General features: G+C 49.9%; 10 protein-coding genes. 8 read left to right on the top strand and 2 right to left on the bottom strand.

Annotation, left to right across the window (positions count from 1 at the left end):
• Nucleotides 1-10 precede the first annotated feature (10 nt).
• Both CVT49_06835 and CVT49_06830 read right to left on the bottom strand, forming a co-directional pair.
• The gene (locus CVT49_06835; GenBank protein ID PKK83729.1) at nt 11-2,593 is read right to left on the bottom strand and encodes a hypothetical protein; all 2,583 of its coding nucleotides are present in this window, start codon (nt 2,591-2,593) and stop codon (nt 11-13) included.
• The gene (locus CVT49_06830) at nt 2,590-6,345 is read right to left on the bottom strand and encodes a hypothetical protein (GenBank protein ID PKK83728.1); all 3,756 of its coding nucleotides are present in this window, start codon (nt 6,343-6,345) and stop codon (nt 2,590-2,592) included. Before CVT49_06830 ends, CVT49_06835 begins: the two co-directional genes overlap by 4 nt.
• A 290-nt stretch (nt 6,346-6,635) precedes the next feature.
• On the opposite strand from CVT49_06830, the gene CVT49_06825 reads away from it, so the two are divergent.
• From CVT49_06825 to CVT49_06790, 8 genes are all read left to right on the top strand, one after another.
• Nucleotides 6,636-8,663, top strand: coding sequence for a hypothetical protein (locus CVT49_06825; protein PKK83727.1), 2,028 nt, complete (start codon nt 6,636-6,638; stop codon nt 8,661-8,663).
• Complete coding sequence (locus CVT49_06820; GenBank protein ID PKK83726.1) at nt 8,660-10,603, top strand: hypothetical protein; 1,944 nt, start codon at nt 8,660-8,662, stop codon at nt 10,601-10,603. The genes CVT49_06825 and CVT49_06820 overlap by 4 nt, the downstream gene beginning before the upstream one ends.
• 268 nt (nt 10,604-10,871) lie before the next feature.
• Nucleotides 10,872-11,234, top strand: coding sequence for a hypothetical protein (locus CVT49_06815; protein PKK83725.1), 363 nt, complete (start codon nt 10,872-10,874; stop codon nt 11,232-11,234).
• A 1-nt stretch (nt 11,235) separates the two neighbouring features.
• On the top strand, nt 11,236-13,479 hold the full coding sequence (locus CVT49_06810; protein PKK83724.1) for a hypothetical protein: 2,244 nt from the start codon (nt 11,236-11,238) through the stop codon (nt 13,477-13,479).
• A gap of 176 nt (nt 13,480-13,655) precedes the next feature.
• On the top strand, nt 13,656-15,143 hold the full coding sequence (locus CVT49_06805; GenBank protein ID PKK83723.1) for a magnesium chelatase: 1,488 nt from the start codon (nt 13,656-13,658) through the stop codon (nt 15,141-15,143).
• Nucleotides 15,144-15,145: 2 nt separating this feature from the next.
• Nucleotides 15,146-16,237 carry a hypothetical protein gene (locus tag CVT49_06800; GenBank protein PKK83722.1) on the top strand — a complete coding sequence of 364 codons (1,092 nt, stop codon included), beginning with the start codon at nt 15,146-15,148 and terminating at the stop codon, nt 16,235-16,237.
• Nucleotides 16,238-16,386: 149 nt separating this feature from the next.
• The gene (locus CVT49_06795; GenBank protein ID PKK83721.1) at nt 16,387-16,578 is read left to right on the top strand and encodes a hypothetical protein; all 192 of its coding nucleotides are present in this window, start codon (nt 16,387-16,389) and stop codon (nt 16,576-16,578) included.
• A 351-nt stretch (nt 16,579-16,929) separates the two neighbouring features.
• Nucleotides 16,930-17,784, top strand: a complete 855-nt coding sequence (locus CVT49_06790; protein ID PKK83781.1) for a prenyltransferase — start codon at nt 16,930-16,932, stop codon at nt 17,782-17,784.
• Nucleotides 17,785-18,019 lie beyond the last annotated feature (235 nt).

The raw sequence follows: 18,019 nt of genomic DNA, 5'->3' as shown, positions 1-18,019 counted from the left end.
AAAATATAACCTATTTTATCAACAGCATTTTTCGCGTCTCGATATATTCGCCGGCTTCCATGCGATAGAAATAAATGCCGCTGGCCACATTGTTGCCGGCATAATTGGCCCCGTCCCATATTACACGGTGAGTCCCGGCGCCGCGGGCCTCATCGACCAGTGTTATTACCTTCCGGCCAAGAATATTAAATATGCTCAGATTGACATGAGCCCGCGCCGGAAGACTGTATTCGATAGTCGTGGCCGGATTGAAGGGATTGGGGTAATTCTGCAACAGCAAGAACCTGTCCGGAAGCGTTACATTGTTTTCTGCGACCGATGTATAGAGATGCGTTTTGCCGCATAGGCTGACCGTGTGAATGACTTTATTGGTTACTGAATCCACCACATACAGGTACTCATTATACTCTCCCTCCCGGTACGGTGTAAAACTGATCGAAATCCGCGCCTGGTCAAACTCAATAAAGCGAAGCACGGGGCTCGACACCTGAAAGGCGCCGGGGTCGGAGGCTTCGACGGCCAGAAACGTCGGGCCATCGGCATAAGTTTTGACCGTAATCGGCTGGTCAATAGTGCTCCCGATTTCGACCGTCGGAAACTGCAGGGTATCGACCGGGCCCATCGGATTCAAAAATTGCCCGGTAAAGATTAACTTCTGTCCATCCTTGAGGCGGGACATATCGTCCGTCTGTTCCAGACCGGGCCAGAAGAAATACAGAATATCCAGCGAGTCGGGGTTATCGAGAAGTGAGACGGTGGTATAATCGTATCCGCCGCTGTTGACCGGGTTCTCCCCGGAGTAGTCGGAATTGAAAATCACCAGCCATTCCCAACCCCCCTTGTCCTCGACCAGTCCGGGACTCCAGGTGGAATCATAAACATCCGAAAGATAGTACTCCACAAAAGCGGCATTAAGCTGGCGGTCGTTGTCGATATCCCAGACGGTGAACGGGACATCATAATAGCCGGCATACGAGTACGCCGACTCCGGCCCTTTATCATACCGATAGGCCTTTTGCTTCACGATATTCGAGAAACGCACCTCGACCGAATGAAACGAATCGGGGACGATGTTAAAATCAAGCGCACTTCCGAAAAATTCCGAGGCATAGTCGGCCCCGCCATAGTAGAAATTCCCGCCCCAGCTGTACGATGACAGCCACCGCTCTTTCAGCGGATAAAAAGCCACCCGATCCAGGCCCGAATTCTCGATAATAATCTGCGCCGAATCGGCGGCAACATAATTTATCGTATCCATGACCGAGTCGATGGCGATGTTCGAGTCGAGCAGATGCCTGAGGACCGAGAGCGAGAAGAAATTATCGCGCTCGGCATAGGCGGCCAGCTTGAAGACAACCTGCTGGCTGTCGCCCGGATTGAAAGTAAACGGCCCGAAGCCGACCATGATTCGTTTGTCACCCTGTTCATCGTCGATATAACCCCGCCGTGAGAGCGGATCGCCGCAGGCAAAATATGTCACGGTATCGCCGGTGAACGGGTTCACCAGCGGAACACCGTTAAAGCCGTCCCACCCGCGGGCATAAAGCAACAGCTCCTCCGGTGTATCCGGCTCGGTGCCGTTCATGTAGCTTATAAAAGACGACATTCCGATATTTTTATAATCGGGCATCGACACACCGTCAAATTGGGCGGTATCCCCCGGTGATTCGACCACCGGCCCGGCGATGACTTTTCCCCCCCAGGCGGCCGGGATAGTGTCATAGACATAACTGTACATATCGCCGTTGAACCCGAAGAAAATATCATGCACCGTATCGCAGCCGATCAAATCATCATTGGCCCCGCCTATATCGGGATCGGCCCATAAATTTATGTAAAAGCTGTCGATGATATTCGGCCCCCGGTTATAAAATTTGTACTTGAGATAAAGGAAGTTTTCCTCCTCGGGCGTATCGTAACCCCATACCGTCTGCTGCACCTCGATACCCAGCGGTTCCGTGCCGCCCCCGTAATAATTATCATGCAGTCCCGGATCGGCATCATTGAAAACCGTCCAGAGAGTCTGGGCCCCGATCAGAAGCGGGTTACCTTCGGTATCGACCGGAGCGCCCAATGAATCCGGCCAGTTGTCATAATCATATTCACCCGGAGCGGAGTTTCCGTCGATTTTGTACACCTTGAATGATTCCTGAAACGGCAGGCAGCTTCCTTCCTCCATCGGACCCGGCACAAACTCCGGGTTGTCGTACATCGCCACGGCGGTTCTGATTTGCCCGTCAACTTTTCCGGCAAGGACCAGGCCCGCCGCATAGACCACGGTTTTGTCGAGAACACCGCTGCTGATTTCGCTGGTATCACCGGCAAACGGATAATAGAAACCTTCGGCCCGCCCGAATAACAGTGTCTGATCCATGGCCAGCGAACCAGAATTGGTAACAAACATCAGCAGATTATTGACATCGTAAAATGTCCGCAGGTCATAATTCTCATATCCGGCGGCGGAACTGATCCGCGGTGTGTACCGCGGCGGAAGCGCCGAAACCAGGCTCGCCGTACATACAATCAACAGTATAGCAACAGCAAGATTGCGCAAGGGTCCGTGCATATATGATTCCTTCCGCCTCGTCATCATTTAATCAGCACCATCTTTCTCGCCAGATTGTATTCCCCGGCCTTTATGCCGTACAGATATATCCCTGATGGCAGAGAATTTCCTTCATCATCTTGACCATTCCAGTCAATCGCATGACTGCCGGCCGGGATTGTTTCATCCAGCAGCGTCTTTACCTTTCGACCCAGAATATCATAAATACTGATTGTCACATGCCCCTTTGCCGGCAGCGCAAACTCGATCCGCGTATCGGGATTGAAGGGGTTGGGATAATTCTGTCCGAGCCGGAATTCTCCGGGCCGTCCGTTTTGCCCGTCATTGACCGTCACCGGTGATTCGACATATTGACCGATACCGTTCAGGCGGCGATTATATCTCCAGACCGGCGCCAGAGAATTTGCCGAATCGTATGACATGCCGACGAAATCCATAAAAATCAATGAACTGTCGGCGGCGGGCATCACCAGGTCGATATAACCGTTTTTGTCGATATCTCCAAGCGTCGGGATAAATCGGAAGCTGCTCCCCGAACTCAAAGGTATTTCGGGGGCGGTAATAATCGGGAATCCGCCGATTAAATCGCCCGACAGATCCCAGGCGTAAATACGCTGCACGCGGTACGTGAAAAACAAATCATCATTGGTACAGGCAATGATATCCGCCCGGCCGTCATTGTTGACATCACTCAGGACAAGCATGTTGATTCGGCCGGGACGGGGAATTATCGTAAAAAATCCATCGGGATTACCCGGTACAAAAGCGGAACCATCCAGGTTCCAGGCATGTACATAACTGTAACTGACATCGAAATCGGCGCAAAAGTACTCCGGCGCACCGTCTCCGTCAATATCCCCGAATATGGGAACCGTCGGAACAATAAAATCATCGATACCCATCGGATGCGGCCAGCCCGGTTTGAGGACAAGATTTTCGTCATAGGCATACAACCAGTATCCGGTTTCGGTGTAAAAGCCCGACGCGATCAGTTCCGGGCGATCGTCATTATCTATATCGTAAGCGGTCAATCCCCTGCAATAGAAGCGCTTCCCATTCAACATAGGCGCGGTATTCGCCACAACATTCCCGTCAAGATCCAGTTGTCTGATCATACCGGTTGTATTGAGGTATTGATAAAGCTCATCCTGCCCGTCATCATTCATATCCATCGGCAGATGCATCGATACTCCGCTGAATATCTGCGTCAATCCCGATTCGGCATCAAACATATAAGTGACCGCCCCGAACCGGTCCACGATGACCAGATGAATTTCATCGCGGCCGTCGCCGTCGATGTCTTTTAGAAAAAGCGTCGTAAAATCATATTCCATCCCGGAATAGTCTTCAATATTCGGCGGGGAATTCAAGGGATATTCAAAATCGGCGCCGCCGGACCGAAAACCGTACAGTCGGGCGGGATCGGCGCCGACAACGACAAAATCTTCGATATTATCATTATCAAGGCGGCCGACTGCGGGCGGCACTATAAAATTATTGGCGATATTTACGGCCGGGCTGGTGTTATCCGGGGTGCCGTCGGGTTCGAATATTTTTACGCCCTCGGTTGTCCCCAGGATAATTTCGTTTATGTCGTCATTATCAATATCACCATAATTGGCCAGCAGTGCAACATCTGCGTCAATTTTTAATTTCCAGGCATTTTCCGAAGAAAAAATCGAACGAATGTTTACATGTAGTTCGGTCTGCATCTCAAGTTTGGTGGTGGAATAAACCGACAGGCGCAGGGTGTACTGACCCTCCGGAAGCGACTCCACCAGCCAGCCGGCAATAACATCGCCCGAAGCGGGCGCCGTTACAGTAACAATTTCCGTCCAGGAGGTCGGCGAGGTTCCACTGCCATAATCCAGCACCAGATGACTGAAGTCGGTCGAATAGGCATCGGCCACTATATTGACGATATTCGACAGGGTATCGCCCTCTTCCGGATACCTGATTCGCGCCATAGCTTCATTGGCAATAAAAATGCTCCTCTTGTATTCGTTATATTCGCCGACTTTCAATTTTATGGAATAACGGCCCGAGATACCGTCGGTATCCCATACCGCCAGCGGTCCGTCGGTTACCGGATCGAAGGAACTTGAAATAGTATTGTACTCCGTTGGATTGGCGCCGGCTCCGTATTCCAGAGAGTAAGAAACAAAATCGTCTCCATCGGCGCTTCCCGTAATATCCACAGCTCCGCTGATAATTTCACCGATTTCCGGGGCATTGATATAGGCCCGCACTTTGGGAGCGATGGCCAGCGTTTGCATGAGATTGATGCGGCCATATCCGCTGTAAATATCGGGCCCGGGCAAATTCAGACCCTGACCGTAAGGATCAACTATATCATCGGCCGCCGCTTGCATGATCTCTCTCACTTTTTCGGGAATCAGACCGGACGAAACCGATCTCAGATAAGCCGCGACACCTGCGGCCATCGGGCATGACATGCTGGTGCCGGAGGCCAGATAATAATCCTCGCCGACGATATGCACCCACGGTTCGTCGTCCTGATACATATCGGTGGTGTCGGCCCGCAGCGAAAGGATAGCCAGTCCGGGGGCGACGATATCGATATGATCCCCGATGGTCGAAAAGTAGGCGACAAAATCGGAATCATTGCTGGCGCCGATGGCGATCGTTTTGTCAAAAGCCGCCGGATAGTTGTACTCTTCGGTTCCACTGTTGCCGGATGATGCACAGAGGACGACGCCCTTTTCATAGGCATAGGAGACCGCCTCTTCCAATAGATAGCTTCGGTACGGCAGCCCGAAACTCATGCTGACCACATCGGCGCCGTTATCCGCGGCATAGATCACGGCACGGGCCATCTTCGAAGTCAGCGCGGTCGGAAAAATTTTCAAAGCCATTATTTTTGTATTCGGCGACGTTCCGGCGATACCGATGCCGTTATTCTCGGTTGCCGCCACAATGCCGGCGCAATGGGTGCCGTGTCCGAAATAATCGGTCGGGTCATTATCCTCCATGTCGGCTTCAAAAAACTCATTTGACGTTGAAAAATCCCAGCCAAAAATATCATCGATATAACCGTTGTTGTCGTCGTCGATACCGTTATCGGGAATTTCTCTCGGATTGTTCCACATCTTCCCTTCCAGATCGGGATGATCGGTATCCACTCCGGTATCGATAATCGCAACAACCGTGGTCACCGTATTGTCGGGCGGGTTGACAATGACATCAGCCGCCTTGATATCGGCTTCAGGCTTGCCAAAGACAATGACCATTTTATCGTTTTCATAACCGGGATTGCGGATAATTAAGTAATGCCCCTGGCCATAGTTGTGTAAACCCCACTGATGCGACAAATAGGTGTCGTTGGTAATGGCATGAAGCTCGGCCTCATAATCGGGCTCGGCATATTCCACACCGGGCAGAGCGGCATACTCGGCCGCGGCTGTTTCGGCGCTGACACCGGGCGGGACGGTCAGAAGGAAGACATTGTCGAAACGCCGTTCGCCGGAAGCCACGGCCACTTTTTTCAACAGCGGTTTTATATCCTTAATCCGTAAGCGCCGGTTGATTTCATCGATAGCCGCCAATCCTGACACCGCAGCGCCGCTTTTGCCGGTCGAGAAATTCAGGCCCGAATTCGGGGAAAATTTCACAATTACTCGACTGGGAGAATCGGGATTATTTTTTGGTGAGGTAATTCCCTGCATTGCCTGCGGGGCGGGGACAATCGCGAATATCACAAGCAGCAGGGTTAGTGCAGATATTGCTTTCATGGCCTTTTCTATACACACCGCCTTCATGTTATATCGCTTCAACCGGAACAAGTCATTTGATATAATTTACGGCATGATTGTGATTCTTACAAATATATATGTCCGGGAAACAGCCCGGAAATAAATTCGGGTTAAAGGTCTTGAAAAAAAACGCCATCTTTGTTAGCTTTTAATTCAAAAATGCGACATAATCTCATATATTATTGACGAAAAAGGGAAACCGTTGTTGTATATAATTTTGCTATCATATTATCTCGCAAACCGGCCATATAAGGCCAAAAACATTTGCCCCCATTCCGGCATTTGAGGAGAAGCTTATGAAACTGACCATATTGCTGCTTATGGCTCTTTTCTGCGTCCCCATAATTCATGCGGATTCAACCGGTTCCGCCCCGCTTCCACCCGGCGACACCCCGCCGCCGACCGCCTTCGATCGTATTCAAAATGCCGGTGTCGCGGCCGATTTCGACAGCGCCGCCTATGCCATTGTTTATGATCAGACCGTTAATACCATTAATGAATCGGGAATCACTTATACGGATAGCTATATTTTGTATAAAATATTGACGGAAAAGGGATGTCTGGAACTGGCGGTGCTCACCTGGGGCTATGAGCCGCTGACCAATATGGTTGAAATAGAGGAAATAAATATCCTTCGGAACGACAGCACCATAAAAGTGGGCCTCCAGTCTTTGAAAGATCTTCCCGCGCCGCAGAGCGCTATCTACTGGTCGGACCGAATCAAAAGCATCCAGCTTCCGCGCCTTCATATCGGCGATGGTGTCGAAGTAAGAATGAAGAAGAAGGGTTTTTCCTACGCGTTGCTTGATGATCAGTCGGCCGATGAAAACGCTTCCGGTGATGAAAAATTCACACCGCCCATGCCGGGTGAATATTTCGATATTGTCCTTTTCGAATCCGCCAAACCGATTGTCGAAAAAAAATATATTCTGAAAATGCCGGCCGGCAAAAGAATACACTCCCAGGTTTATAACGGCCCGATGTACAGCCACACCGGCTACGTCAAAGACACGACCACTTATTCGTGGTGGACAAAAAATGTTCCGGCCCGGGAGCCGGAGCGTTACCGTCCCGATGAAACCGACCTGCTGACAAAAGTGGTGATCGCCACTGTCGAAAACTGGGAAGCCAAGAGTCGCTGGTTTTTTGACGTCAACGAGAGCCAATTCGAGTACAACGACGCCATCAAGGCTAAAGTCGATGAGATTCTAAGCGAAGCCGGTGTCATTAATGGTACCGGAGAGGAAAAGGCATTCGAGTTGGTCCACTGGGTGGCCCAGAATATCCGCTACAGCGGCCAGACAATGGGCAAAGGCGAAGGCTATACCCTGCATCCGGGAGCCATGATTTTCGAACAGCGCAGCGGTGTGTGCAAGGACATTGCCGGGATGCTTATTACCATGATGCGTGCCGCCGGACTGGACTCATACGGCGCCATGACCATGGCCGGAAGCAGGATCGAGGATATCCCGGCCGACCAGTTCAATCACTGCGTCGTGGCGCTTCGGATGAAGGATGGGTCATTCGTCATGTATGATCCAACCTGGGTGCCCAATGACAAAGACATCTGGAGCAAGCTCGAAACCGAGCAACACTACCTGATCGGCTCCCCGCAGGGCGAAACGCTCAGCCGCATAGCCTACAGCCCGCCCGGTGAGTCGCCCCTCAAAGTACAGAATGATGCGACGCTTCTCCCTGACGGTACGCTGGAAGGAAGTCTGCGGCTCAGCGGTGACGGCGCCGGTGATTATTATTTGCGGGGCATGCTGGTCTGGTATCCGCGTTATGATCTGGATAAGAGCATGGCCAGATTATTCAGCGCGGTCAGCGATCGCATCGAAATCATCAAGTACGATCACGGCGACCCGCACGATTTCAAAAAACCGATGTGGTGGCGAATCAATTATCGAATCCCCGATTTTGCCTTCCCCATCGACGGCGGGCTGGAATTCATCAGTCCGATGATGACCGTGGTCCAGAACAACCGGCTGCTGTACCGCGGCGGCAATTATGACTGGCCGGATGAGCGCCACGATGATGTTTTCTTTTACTTCACCCAGATGATTAACGGCACCGAGACAATTCATCTGCCGCGCGGCTACAGTGTCGCCGAGCCGAAAAGCAGCGAGGTGATCGACGAGACTTATGCCTACTTCAAAGGAACCGGCGAGATGACCGCCAAAGGACTGCAAATTTCCCAGAATATCGAAATTCGACGACGACAGATTCCACCCGACGGATATGGTGGTTTCTTAAAGGCGGTCAAGGAAGCCAAAGACTATGCCAAAACGGTCTTCCGTGCCGAGAAAGGAGGCGCCCGATGAAAACGATTAAATTGTACCTGCTGGTTATCGCGACCGTGACAATCACCTTGTCAGGCGCTCCCGTTCTTGCGCAGCAATCCATCACCGGTGAGGATGATATCGCGCAACTCCTGGCCGCCGCCGAAAAAGAATTTGATCTCACCAAATATGACGCCGTCATACTGCTGGACGAAATCTCCAATCAATGGACAAGCGACCATCGCCTGATCATCACGGTGCATCGAATTATCAGGATCGGGACCGATATCGGGGTCGAGACTTACGGCGATCACCGTATCCCGTACGATCATGATAACTGCACCTTCAAAGTTAATGCACTCAGGACATGGCGCGATAATCAATGGTGGGAAACCGGAGAAACCGGCATCGTGGAAACGCTCCCGTCTCAGCTCAGGCCGGCTTATGCTTATGCCAATATGCGGGAAATGATGCTGTTGCATAACGGAATCGAAATTCCGTGTATTCTCGAAGTATCGTACACAATCGAAGACAACAGATCATTCCGCGGCGGCACTGAAGGAATGTGGCTTTTCGCCAAAGAACATCCGGTGGTGAAGTCGCGCTTCAGCTTGGCCATGCCGAAGGATGAAGTTCGACCTGTTTATTCATCGCCCGGCGTCCCGGATCCGGAAAAAGGCTTATCGGAAGATGGGAAATATGAGACCCTTAGCTGGACCATGGGGCCGCTTCCGGCCCTGCCGGTTCCCCATACCGATGATCCCGCCCGGTATACTCCTCATATAATCTGGTCCACCTGGCCGGATTGGACCACACTTGGAAATTATATAAAAGGTTCCTTTGGGCTGGCGCAGGTCATCGACAGCTCTCTCACCACATCGCTGGACTCGCTACTGCGCGACAGCCGGACCGGCCCGGAGAAAGCGAGCCTGATTGCGGCCTTTATCGGCGAGAGAACTTCCTTCATCAATTACTCCGATAAATTCTGGCCGGCTTCGCCTCGGGCAGCCATAAGCGTTTATAGCTCCGCTTATGGTCATCGGCTCGATCGGGCCGTCCTGGCGGCGGCGCTTTTCAATAAAGCGGGACTGACCGCCCTTCCCGTTTTCATCAGCAATGAATTCGGTGTAATTGAAAACACCGTGCCATCATTGGCCCGCCTGGGTAATATTGGTGTCTGGGTTTCCGGGCCGGATATTGAAGCGTACTATGACCCCGAGGAAAGCGTTCTGCAAAGAGGCCTAGCGCAAATTACCGGAAGAACCATCTGGTCGCCAGGAACCGATGAAAAACCGGTTATACGAATCAGGGGATCCAGTGAGTACAGCCGCATGGAAATTATCATCGACCTGGACATTGATTCGACCGGCGATTCCATAACCGGAAAGGGATTTTTTTACACCGACAACTGCCTGAATGTATTCGAACGGATGGAGGGATTGGATAGTGAAGCCGCGGATTTTCTCAATGAGGTAATGAGCGGTTTGATCGATGGCGCTGAGGTAACCGACTACAGTTTCAACCGCTTCGATATCTTCAATGTCACCGCCGGATTTGAATTCGGCATGAAAAAACCGGAAAAGGACGACTTCGAGCGACTGCCTCTTAAAATCGGCAACCCTGCCGGCGGCCTTTATGACCATCTGCCGGCCGATATTTTGCTTTATGAAGCCACACGCATGTCACCCGTGAGCCTGCAATGCCTGATGCGTTGCAGTATCGAACTGAGAATCAAATTGAATGACATGGTCTCGGTTTATCTTCCCTCGGAAATAAAAGTAGAAAATAAAGCGGGCGGCTTTGCCATGAGTGTAAAGCAGGATGATAACCGGCTTGATGTCAAACGGGAAATATACATTTCTCGGATTGATATCGAACCCGGACTATGGCCCGATCTGCGGACGTTGCTGCTGGCCGACAGTCATGAGCAAAACAGGACATTGCTTTTCAAAACAAAAGAAAAAACAGAAAATAAGAAATAATATTTCTTATTTATAAAAAAGGCGGCTCCGGCCGCTTTTTTTTATGGGCGGAATTTATCGTTTTCGCACATGCTTTGAAAATATCTTTAAGTTATTAACCTGTTGTACAATAACAAAAAACACTTGACAAGGTGGATTAAATTATGTAAATTTTATTAGAGTGAGTGACCACCTCGGCTCTAGACCAATTTTACCCCTCATACTATAAGAAGCAGTATATTCTATGGTGTTAGAATAGATGTTTTAAACTCAATCAAGGAGTAGTAAAATGAAATCGCTCAAATTCTTGCCGTTTCTGGCGGTGCTGGTCTTTTTGTTTTTTGCACCGCCGGTCAGCGGGTTTTACGACCCGCAGAGAATTGAAATCCCCATTATCTATCAAGGTGATGACCATCCGTGGGGCGGAGAAGTCGATCCCAATGGTGGCGGAAGTGTCAACAGAACCAGCCAGTCCGGCGGAACCCTTAATTCCGGCGGAATCTTCTTCCTTGACCTGATCCGCATTATCTGGGTTCCTGATTTTTACTTCGATAGAAGCTCCGATTCCGGGCAAAAAAGCGAATCGCTTCTTCCCGGTACCTTTAACGAAAATCAGGTCGGAAACAGCACTGATGGGAGAGGGGTAAGATAATATGGGCCAACTCGAAAACGCAGAAATGGAATACCGCCGGAGTTGTCGAAAATACCTCGAAGGTATGACGGCTCGCCGGGATTTCCAGGCCGCTTGCAGGTATTTCGATTCGATTCGGGATATCTGGGAAAACAAGTCGGATCTGGAAAACGGTATCATTCTGCGTCTTGGAGCGCAGGCTTATGGCTCATCGGATAACTTACCCAAAGCTCTCACATTAATCAGGACGGCCATTAATATTTTCTCCCGTGAAATCGGAGAAACGGTCGAAGCCGCAGAATGCTACATCATTCTGGGCGATACACTAAGAGAAATGGGTAAATTCCGTGAAGCCGAAAAAGCGTTCCGTGACGCGGAATCAATGTTCAGACGAAGTGACAACCTGACCAAAGCAGGCACGGCCCTTAACCGCCTTGCCGCTATTCATTTTCGCAAGGGCGAGTTCAACAGCTCGCTGAAATGCCTGCTAGAGGCAGTCGAATATGCCAAAATAGAAAATGATAACCAAAAACTGGCCTATCTCTTCGGCAATATCGGCCGTGTCTATACTCTTATGGGCAAACTTAATCAGGCGGCCGAGAATATCCGTTTCAATATCGAGCTTTCCAAAGAGCTCGGTGATGAAGTCGAGCTGGGTAAAGCTTATCTCTCCCTGGGATACGTCAAAATCCAGCAGGCGTATTATAAAGAAGCGGAAGCGGCTCTCGAACAGGGCCGGGAGTACATCGAAAAAAATAATATGCCCAAAGAGAAAATCATTTATCTGACTTATGCCGGAGAACTGATGCACAGGACAGGACGGACGGCCGAATCGGAATCGCTTCTGTCAAAAGCGGCCGCCGGGGCCTCCAAGATTGCTCCCGATTCACTTCTGGCGGCCCGCCCGCTGCGTCATCTGGCCAAAGTGGCACTCAAGAGCGGTCAGTACCGCAAAGCGCTTCAATTAGCCAACAAGGCTATGATCGTCATGAAAAAACTCGAGGATTCGGTCGAGATTGGAGCCTTGCAGAGAATCCAGGCCCGATGCCACGTCTATCTGGAAAACGGACAGAAGGCTAAAGATGCCTTTATCAATTCGATCTCGACTCTGGAAGAATGTCGGGCGCGGTTTGAACTGGCCGATAGTCTGGCTTCCGCAGGAAATTCCACCGCCTTCGGATTGAATCAGAGAATCATGTACCTGTGCCGGGCCGAAGAGCTGTACACTATCTGCGGCATTACCGAAAAGGCGTTGAAGATTCAAAAACTGATCGGCAGCCTCGAACTGACCGACCGGTCCTCTCTTCATACGGCGGGTGACATCATGACCGATGTGCCGGAATTCCCGACCAGAAATGCCAGAATGAAAGAGATAACCACTCAATTGAAACTGCTGGGAAACAGCGATCTGCCTATTCTGTTGACCGGTGAAACGGGAACCGGCAAGGATCATCTGGCCAAATATTTTCATTCCATCATAAGGCCGGATGGACCCTTTGTCGCCGTCAATTGCGCCGCCGTCCCGGATACGCTGATCGAGTCGGAGTTGTTCGGTTATCGGAAAGGCGCCTTTACGGGAGCAGAAGAAAACCGGCAGGGGCTTTTCCTGGCGGCTGATAAAGGAGTTTTGCTGCTGGATGAAATCGGCGAATTGCCGCTTTCGCTCCAGGCGAAACTTCTCAGTATACTTGAAACGAAGAAACTCAGGCCGCTGGGCACGGCCAGGGAATTTCCGCTCGACATTATTCTCATTGCGGCGACCAACCGAAATCTCTTTGAAATGGTCGAAAATGGCACCTTCCGCCAGGATCTCTATTACCGGCTGGCCGGCATAACCTTCGAACTGCCGCCGCTGAGAGAGCGCCGTGAAGATATACCATATCTGCTCGAACTCTTCATGAGCAAATTCGGTCTTCTGCCCGACGGCCAGAAACCGGAAAGCGAACTGATCCGGATGTTCGTGAATTTCGACTGGCCGGGCAATATCAGGCAGATGGAGAATAAGGTCAAACAGTTGTCAGTGCTGGCATCGATGGCCAAAGAGGGCTCGATTGTGGAACTGTCCCGATCATTTTTTGAAACCGGGAATGATCAGGAATCACATTCGCTGTTTGAGCAGGTCGACCAATTCGAGAAGCAACTGCTTATCCAGGCCCTTATCGCCTCCGGCGGCAATAAGTCCGAAGCGGCGCGACTGCTGTCGATTCATGAATCGACGTTTCGGGCCAAGATGAAACGGTACGAACTGGTTTCGTATGCGAATTAAGTCAGCGATTTGCTGAAGCGATAAATGCCATAAGGCATCATTTACTACTACCTTGAGGTGCGGGTGTCGAAACCTTCGACACCCGCATTTTTTATAAACCCTTATTTAGACTTAATCAGTCCGTAAATTGAGAACTTTCTCCCTTATTTCTTGTTTCCGAATATGCGTATAACAAAATGAAAATAAACAGTAAGGGAAATATGAAAGACATAAAGACTCTCGGCGGCCTGAAAAAAGCAGGCTATAAACCGCTCTCCGTCAAAGACGAGCTTCGCAAAAACCTGATTGAAATGATCAAATCCGGCCGGAAACGCTTTCCCGGAATAATCGGCTATGACCGGACCGTCCTGCCGCAGATCGAGAATGCCATTTTGTCCCGTCACGATTTTATCCTCCTCGGTCTTCGCGGACAGGCTAAGACCAGAATTCTCAGGGAGTTAATGTCCCTGCTGGATGAATATATTCCTGTCATCAAAGGCAGCCTGCTCAATGAGAATCCGTTTCAGCCCATTTCATCGAAATACAAGAATCTGGCTTCCGAAACGGGTGATAACCTCGAAATCGAATGGCTTCACCGGTCCGAACGCTATCACGAAAAACTGGCCACACCCGATGTTTCGGTGGCCGATCTGATCGGCGACATCGACCCGATCAAAGCGGTCCGCGAGCGGCTCGACCTCTCGGATGAAGACGTTATCCATTGGGGTATAGTTCCCCGCACCAATCGCGGCATCTTTGCCATCAATGAACTGCCCGACCTGCAGCCCCGTATTCAGGTTTCGCTGTTGAATATTCTCGAGGAAAACGATATCCAGATTCGCGGCTTTCCGATTCGTATCCCGCTTGACATGCTCCTGGTTTTCACGGCCAATCCCGAAGACTATACCAACCGCGGCAATATTATTACGCCGCTCAAAGATCGTATTGCATCGCAGATTAATACGCATTACCCCGACAGCCTCGAGGATGCCAAACGAATCACCGCTCAGGAAGCCTGGTCGGAGCGGACCTCCAAAATCGACGTACCGGAAGTGATCCGCGATATTATCGAGGAAATTTCCTTCGAGGCCCGCAACAGCGAATATGTCGATCAGACATCAGGTGTCTCGGCCAGATTATCGATATCGGCCTATGAAAACCTGCTGTCGAATATCGAACGGCGTGCCGCCATCAACAACGAAACAGAGCTTTTCCCGCGCATCTGCGACCTGTATTCTCTTATCGCCTCCATCGTCGGCAAGATCGAGCTGGTCTATGAAGGGGAACTCGAGGGTCCGACCACCCTGGCCGTAAACCTTATCGGCAGCGCCGTCAAGAACGCCTTCGACCGCACCTTCCCGCCTCCCCGGAGCGAACGCAAGCGCGGCAATGATACGATCGTCGATGAAAACATTTATGAACCGGTGCAGGATTTCTTCGCCTCCGGCAAGCACCTCGAAATATCGGACGAGATGTCGAATGAAGATTACCGAGCAAGCCTCGACCAGATTGTCGGCCTCAAAAAACTGGCACAGAAATACTACAAGCCGAAGGATGAGCCTGAAACGTACCTGGCCATGGAACTGATTCTCGAAGGATTGCACCGTTCGAATGTCATCGCCAAAGAGTCGCCGGATAACAAGTTTATCTATGCCGACATGCTGGAAAACATCCTCAGGGGTTAAGCGTGCGATATATTTACTCCAGGCTCGACAGCGCCTTTTTCGATAAACTGAAATCGCTCCGGAACCTGATGGCAATATTCAATTATATCCTCCTTCAGGTCAGCGGCGATGTCGAGAAAGCGCTCAAAGTAATGGAACGGCTCCGCGACATGGGCTATATTCCCGAGGATTTCGATCCGGAAGAGTTCCGCCGCCGACTCGAGAAAGAGAGCCTGATTCATACCGATACAGACGGCTCGGTGCTGACCGCCAAAGGGGAACGCGGCCTGCGCAAGGATGCTTTCGATTATGTTTTCGATAACCTTCGCAACTCCGGCCCGGGCGGACATCATACCCGTTTCAGCGGCGGTGAATCCGAAGAGATTCTCCCCGAAAAAAGGAAATATGGTTTCGGTGATGATATGCGCAATCTGGATATCACCGGTTCGCTCCTCAATTCGATTTCCCGTTCCGGCTCGCTGGGCATGGATCTGTCCGAATCCGATCTCGATGTGTATGACACTTCCAAAACCACCAGCGCCGCAACGGTGATATTGATCGATATTTCGCATTCGATGATTCTGTACGGCGAGGACCGTATCACCCCCGCCAAGCAGGTGGCGATGGCTTTCACCGAGATGATAACGACCCGTTTCCCGAAAGACAGCCTCAATATCGTAACCTTCGGCAATGATGCCGAGGAAGTACAGATCAAAGACCTGCCGTACCTGTCGGTCGGGCCGTACCTGACCAACACCAAAGCCGGGCTGCAGATGGCGCGTAACATTCTCCTGCGCAAGAAAAACGCCAACAAGCAAATATTCATGATTACCGACGGGAAACCGTCGATGATCAAGCGCCGCGACGGCAGTACTTACCAGAACCCGATGGGGCTCGATCCAATGATTGTCAACCGGACACTCGATGAGGCGGTTATATGCCGCAAGAAAATAATTCCGATCACCACTTTCATGATTGCCGAGGATCATTACCTTCAGGATTTTGTCATGCAATTGACCGAGCTCAACAAGGGGCGGGCGTATTTCGCCTCGCCGCAGGACCTGGGCAATTATGTTTTCATGGACTTTTTCTCGAACAAACGCAAGCAGGGGTGATTGAGAAGGTCGAAATCCCCTGTCTTCGGCCCCTTTAGGGGCCGAAGATGCCGAGCGCAGCGAGGCAGGTTTCGACATCAGGTTCATCATAGCAAGGACAGCTAAGCCCTGGACAGGGATGTCACATCCCGCATCGAAACCCGCCCGTCATGGGCGGGTTTCTTTATTTTGCGAAGGCCACCCTGTTTAAATGTGATTATGAGGCCGATTTTGACGATAATTTTCCATGCACTTTGTTTGTTTCCTTTCGGTTGCACGGAATCGGCTTTGTTTTTGCGTTTTTAAAAAATTTCAAAAGTTATTCCCCGGTAAAAAAATGGTCTGCCCCAATTAGGGTATAATTGCTAGTGAGAAAACCCGCCCCAAATAAATTTGGCGCGGCTACCCAGAGGACAATCCGTATTTGTGACGCATATATAGCCATAATAAAAGAAAGACTCCTCTATAATACCCCCCGGTGCCCAATTTACCATCAAAGTGGTAGTGATTTTGTCAAATAGGACTATTTGCAGTAAAGGATGGCAGGAGTCCCCCGCGAAACGCGGGATCTTCGACGGAAACTCCTTCTCTACTGGAACTTTGTTTTTTAAACTGGATTAATCAACATTAACCGGGTTATTATTATTTGGACATACAGTATTCGGCCGATTTTTGGGTTTTGGGCTGAAATTGGAATTAGGTAAAGTGATATGATGTTTATGGCTAAAATCAAGGGTCTTGCAGGATTATTCCGATTTGAACTGCCATTCTCGGCCGGAGTGTGCGTGGTTATGGGGCAATTGTTTGCATTGGGGAAATTTGCCTCCCTTTCCCAAACAATACTTGGTTTCGGAGCGGTATTTTTTGTTTCTGCTTCAATATTAGTATTAAACGATTATTTCGATGTTGAGACCGATAAAGTAAATGCTCCCGACAGGCCGATTCCCGCGGGTCTGGTTACGCCGTCGGAAGCTCTATTACTTTCAATAATTATTTTATTCATTGGTCTTATCTTCGGTTATTTGATCAGTATAATTGCACTATTATGCTCAATCGTTTTATTTATTGTTGGATTTCTTTATAACTGGAGATTTAAAAGGACCGGATTACTTGGGAATATTATGGTAAGTTTTTCGGTCGGAATGACATTTATTTATGGAGGGGTTTCAGTCGGATTGCCGTTTAATAAAATTGTCTTGTTTTTTTCCATAATTGCCGCACTGATAGATCTTGGAGAAGAAATTGCTGCTGATGCAATGGATATACATGGAGATACTCTTATACATTCGAATTCAATTGCCATTAAATATGGGCGCGATACGGCTCTCAGAATAAGTATTTATATATTCTTTCTGGTTGTTTTCCTAACGAGCATTCCCATCATAATGAATTGGTTTTCAACCATTTATTTAATACCGTTCGTTGTCATGGATTCGGCAATTGTCTATTCCTCGATCAGATTATTGAAAGCCGGCGATGTTGAGGGGAGAAAATATATCCGTTGGATTTATTTAGGATCAACATTAGGATTGTTGATTTTTATATTAATCAGGCTTATTAAGCGATAATTTCGGATTTCTCATTCGTCTGATGACTCATTCGGAACCGGATCTATTGGTCAGGATGTCGAAACCTCACTCGCTTAACCCATTCGCTATGCTCATGGGCTTCACTCGTGACCTTCGACCCTTCGGGTCAAAGGCAGGGGATTTGATCTTGCCCTGTTTTATTGGACAATTAAATAAGGTTGTTGGTTTAACCGTTCGAAGTCAACCGGGCTGAGATAATTCAGCGTAGAATGAC

The organism is candidate division Zixibacteria bacterium HGW-Zixibacteria-1, assembly GCA_002838945.1.
In the GTDB taxonomy this organism is placed as follows: Bacteria; Zixibacteria; MSB-5A5; order GN15; family PGXB01; genus PGXB01.
Note: the sequence above shows the minus strand (reverse complement) of the source record. Positions and strands in the feature narration are given on the sequence as shown.

Bases quoted from the DNA above. Each gene is read 5' to 3' on its own strand.
- CVT49_06835 (PKK83729.1), bottom strand. From the start codon at position 2,593: ATGATGACGAGGCGGAAGGAATCATATATGCACGGACCCTTGCGCAAT.
- CVT49_06830 (PKK83728.1), bottom strand. From the start codon at position 6,345: ATGAAGGCGGTGTGTATAGAAAAGGCCATGAAAGCAATATCTGCACTA.
- CVT49_06825 (PKK83727.1), top strand. From the start codon at position 6,636: ATGAAACTGACCATATTGCTGCTTATGGCTCTTTTCTGCGTCCCCATA.
- CVT49_06820 (PKK83726.1), top strand. From the start codon at position 8,660: ATGAAAACGATTAAATTGTACCTGCTGGTTATCGCGACCGTGACAATC.
- CVT49_06815 (PKK83725.1), top strand. From the start codon at position 10,872: ATGAAATCGCTCAAATTCTTGCCGTTTCTGGCGGTGCTGGTCTTTTTG.
- CVT49_06810 (PKK83724.1), top strand. From the start codon at position 11,236: ATGGGCCAACTCGAAAACGCAGAAATGGAATACCGCCGGAGTTGTCGA.
- CVT49_06805 (PKK83723.1), top strand. From the start codon at position 13,656: ATGAAAATAAACAGTAAGGGAAATATGAAAGACATAAAGACTCTCGGC.
- CVT49_06795 (PKK83721.1), top strand. From the start codon at position 16,387: ATGGGCGGGTTTCTTTATTTTGCGAAGGCCACCCTGTTTAAATGTGAT.
- CVT49_06790 (PKK83781.1), top strand. From the start codon at position 16,930: ATGTTTATGGCTAAAATCAAGGGTCTTGCAGGATTATTCCGATTTGAA.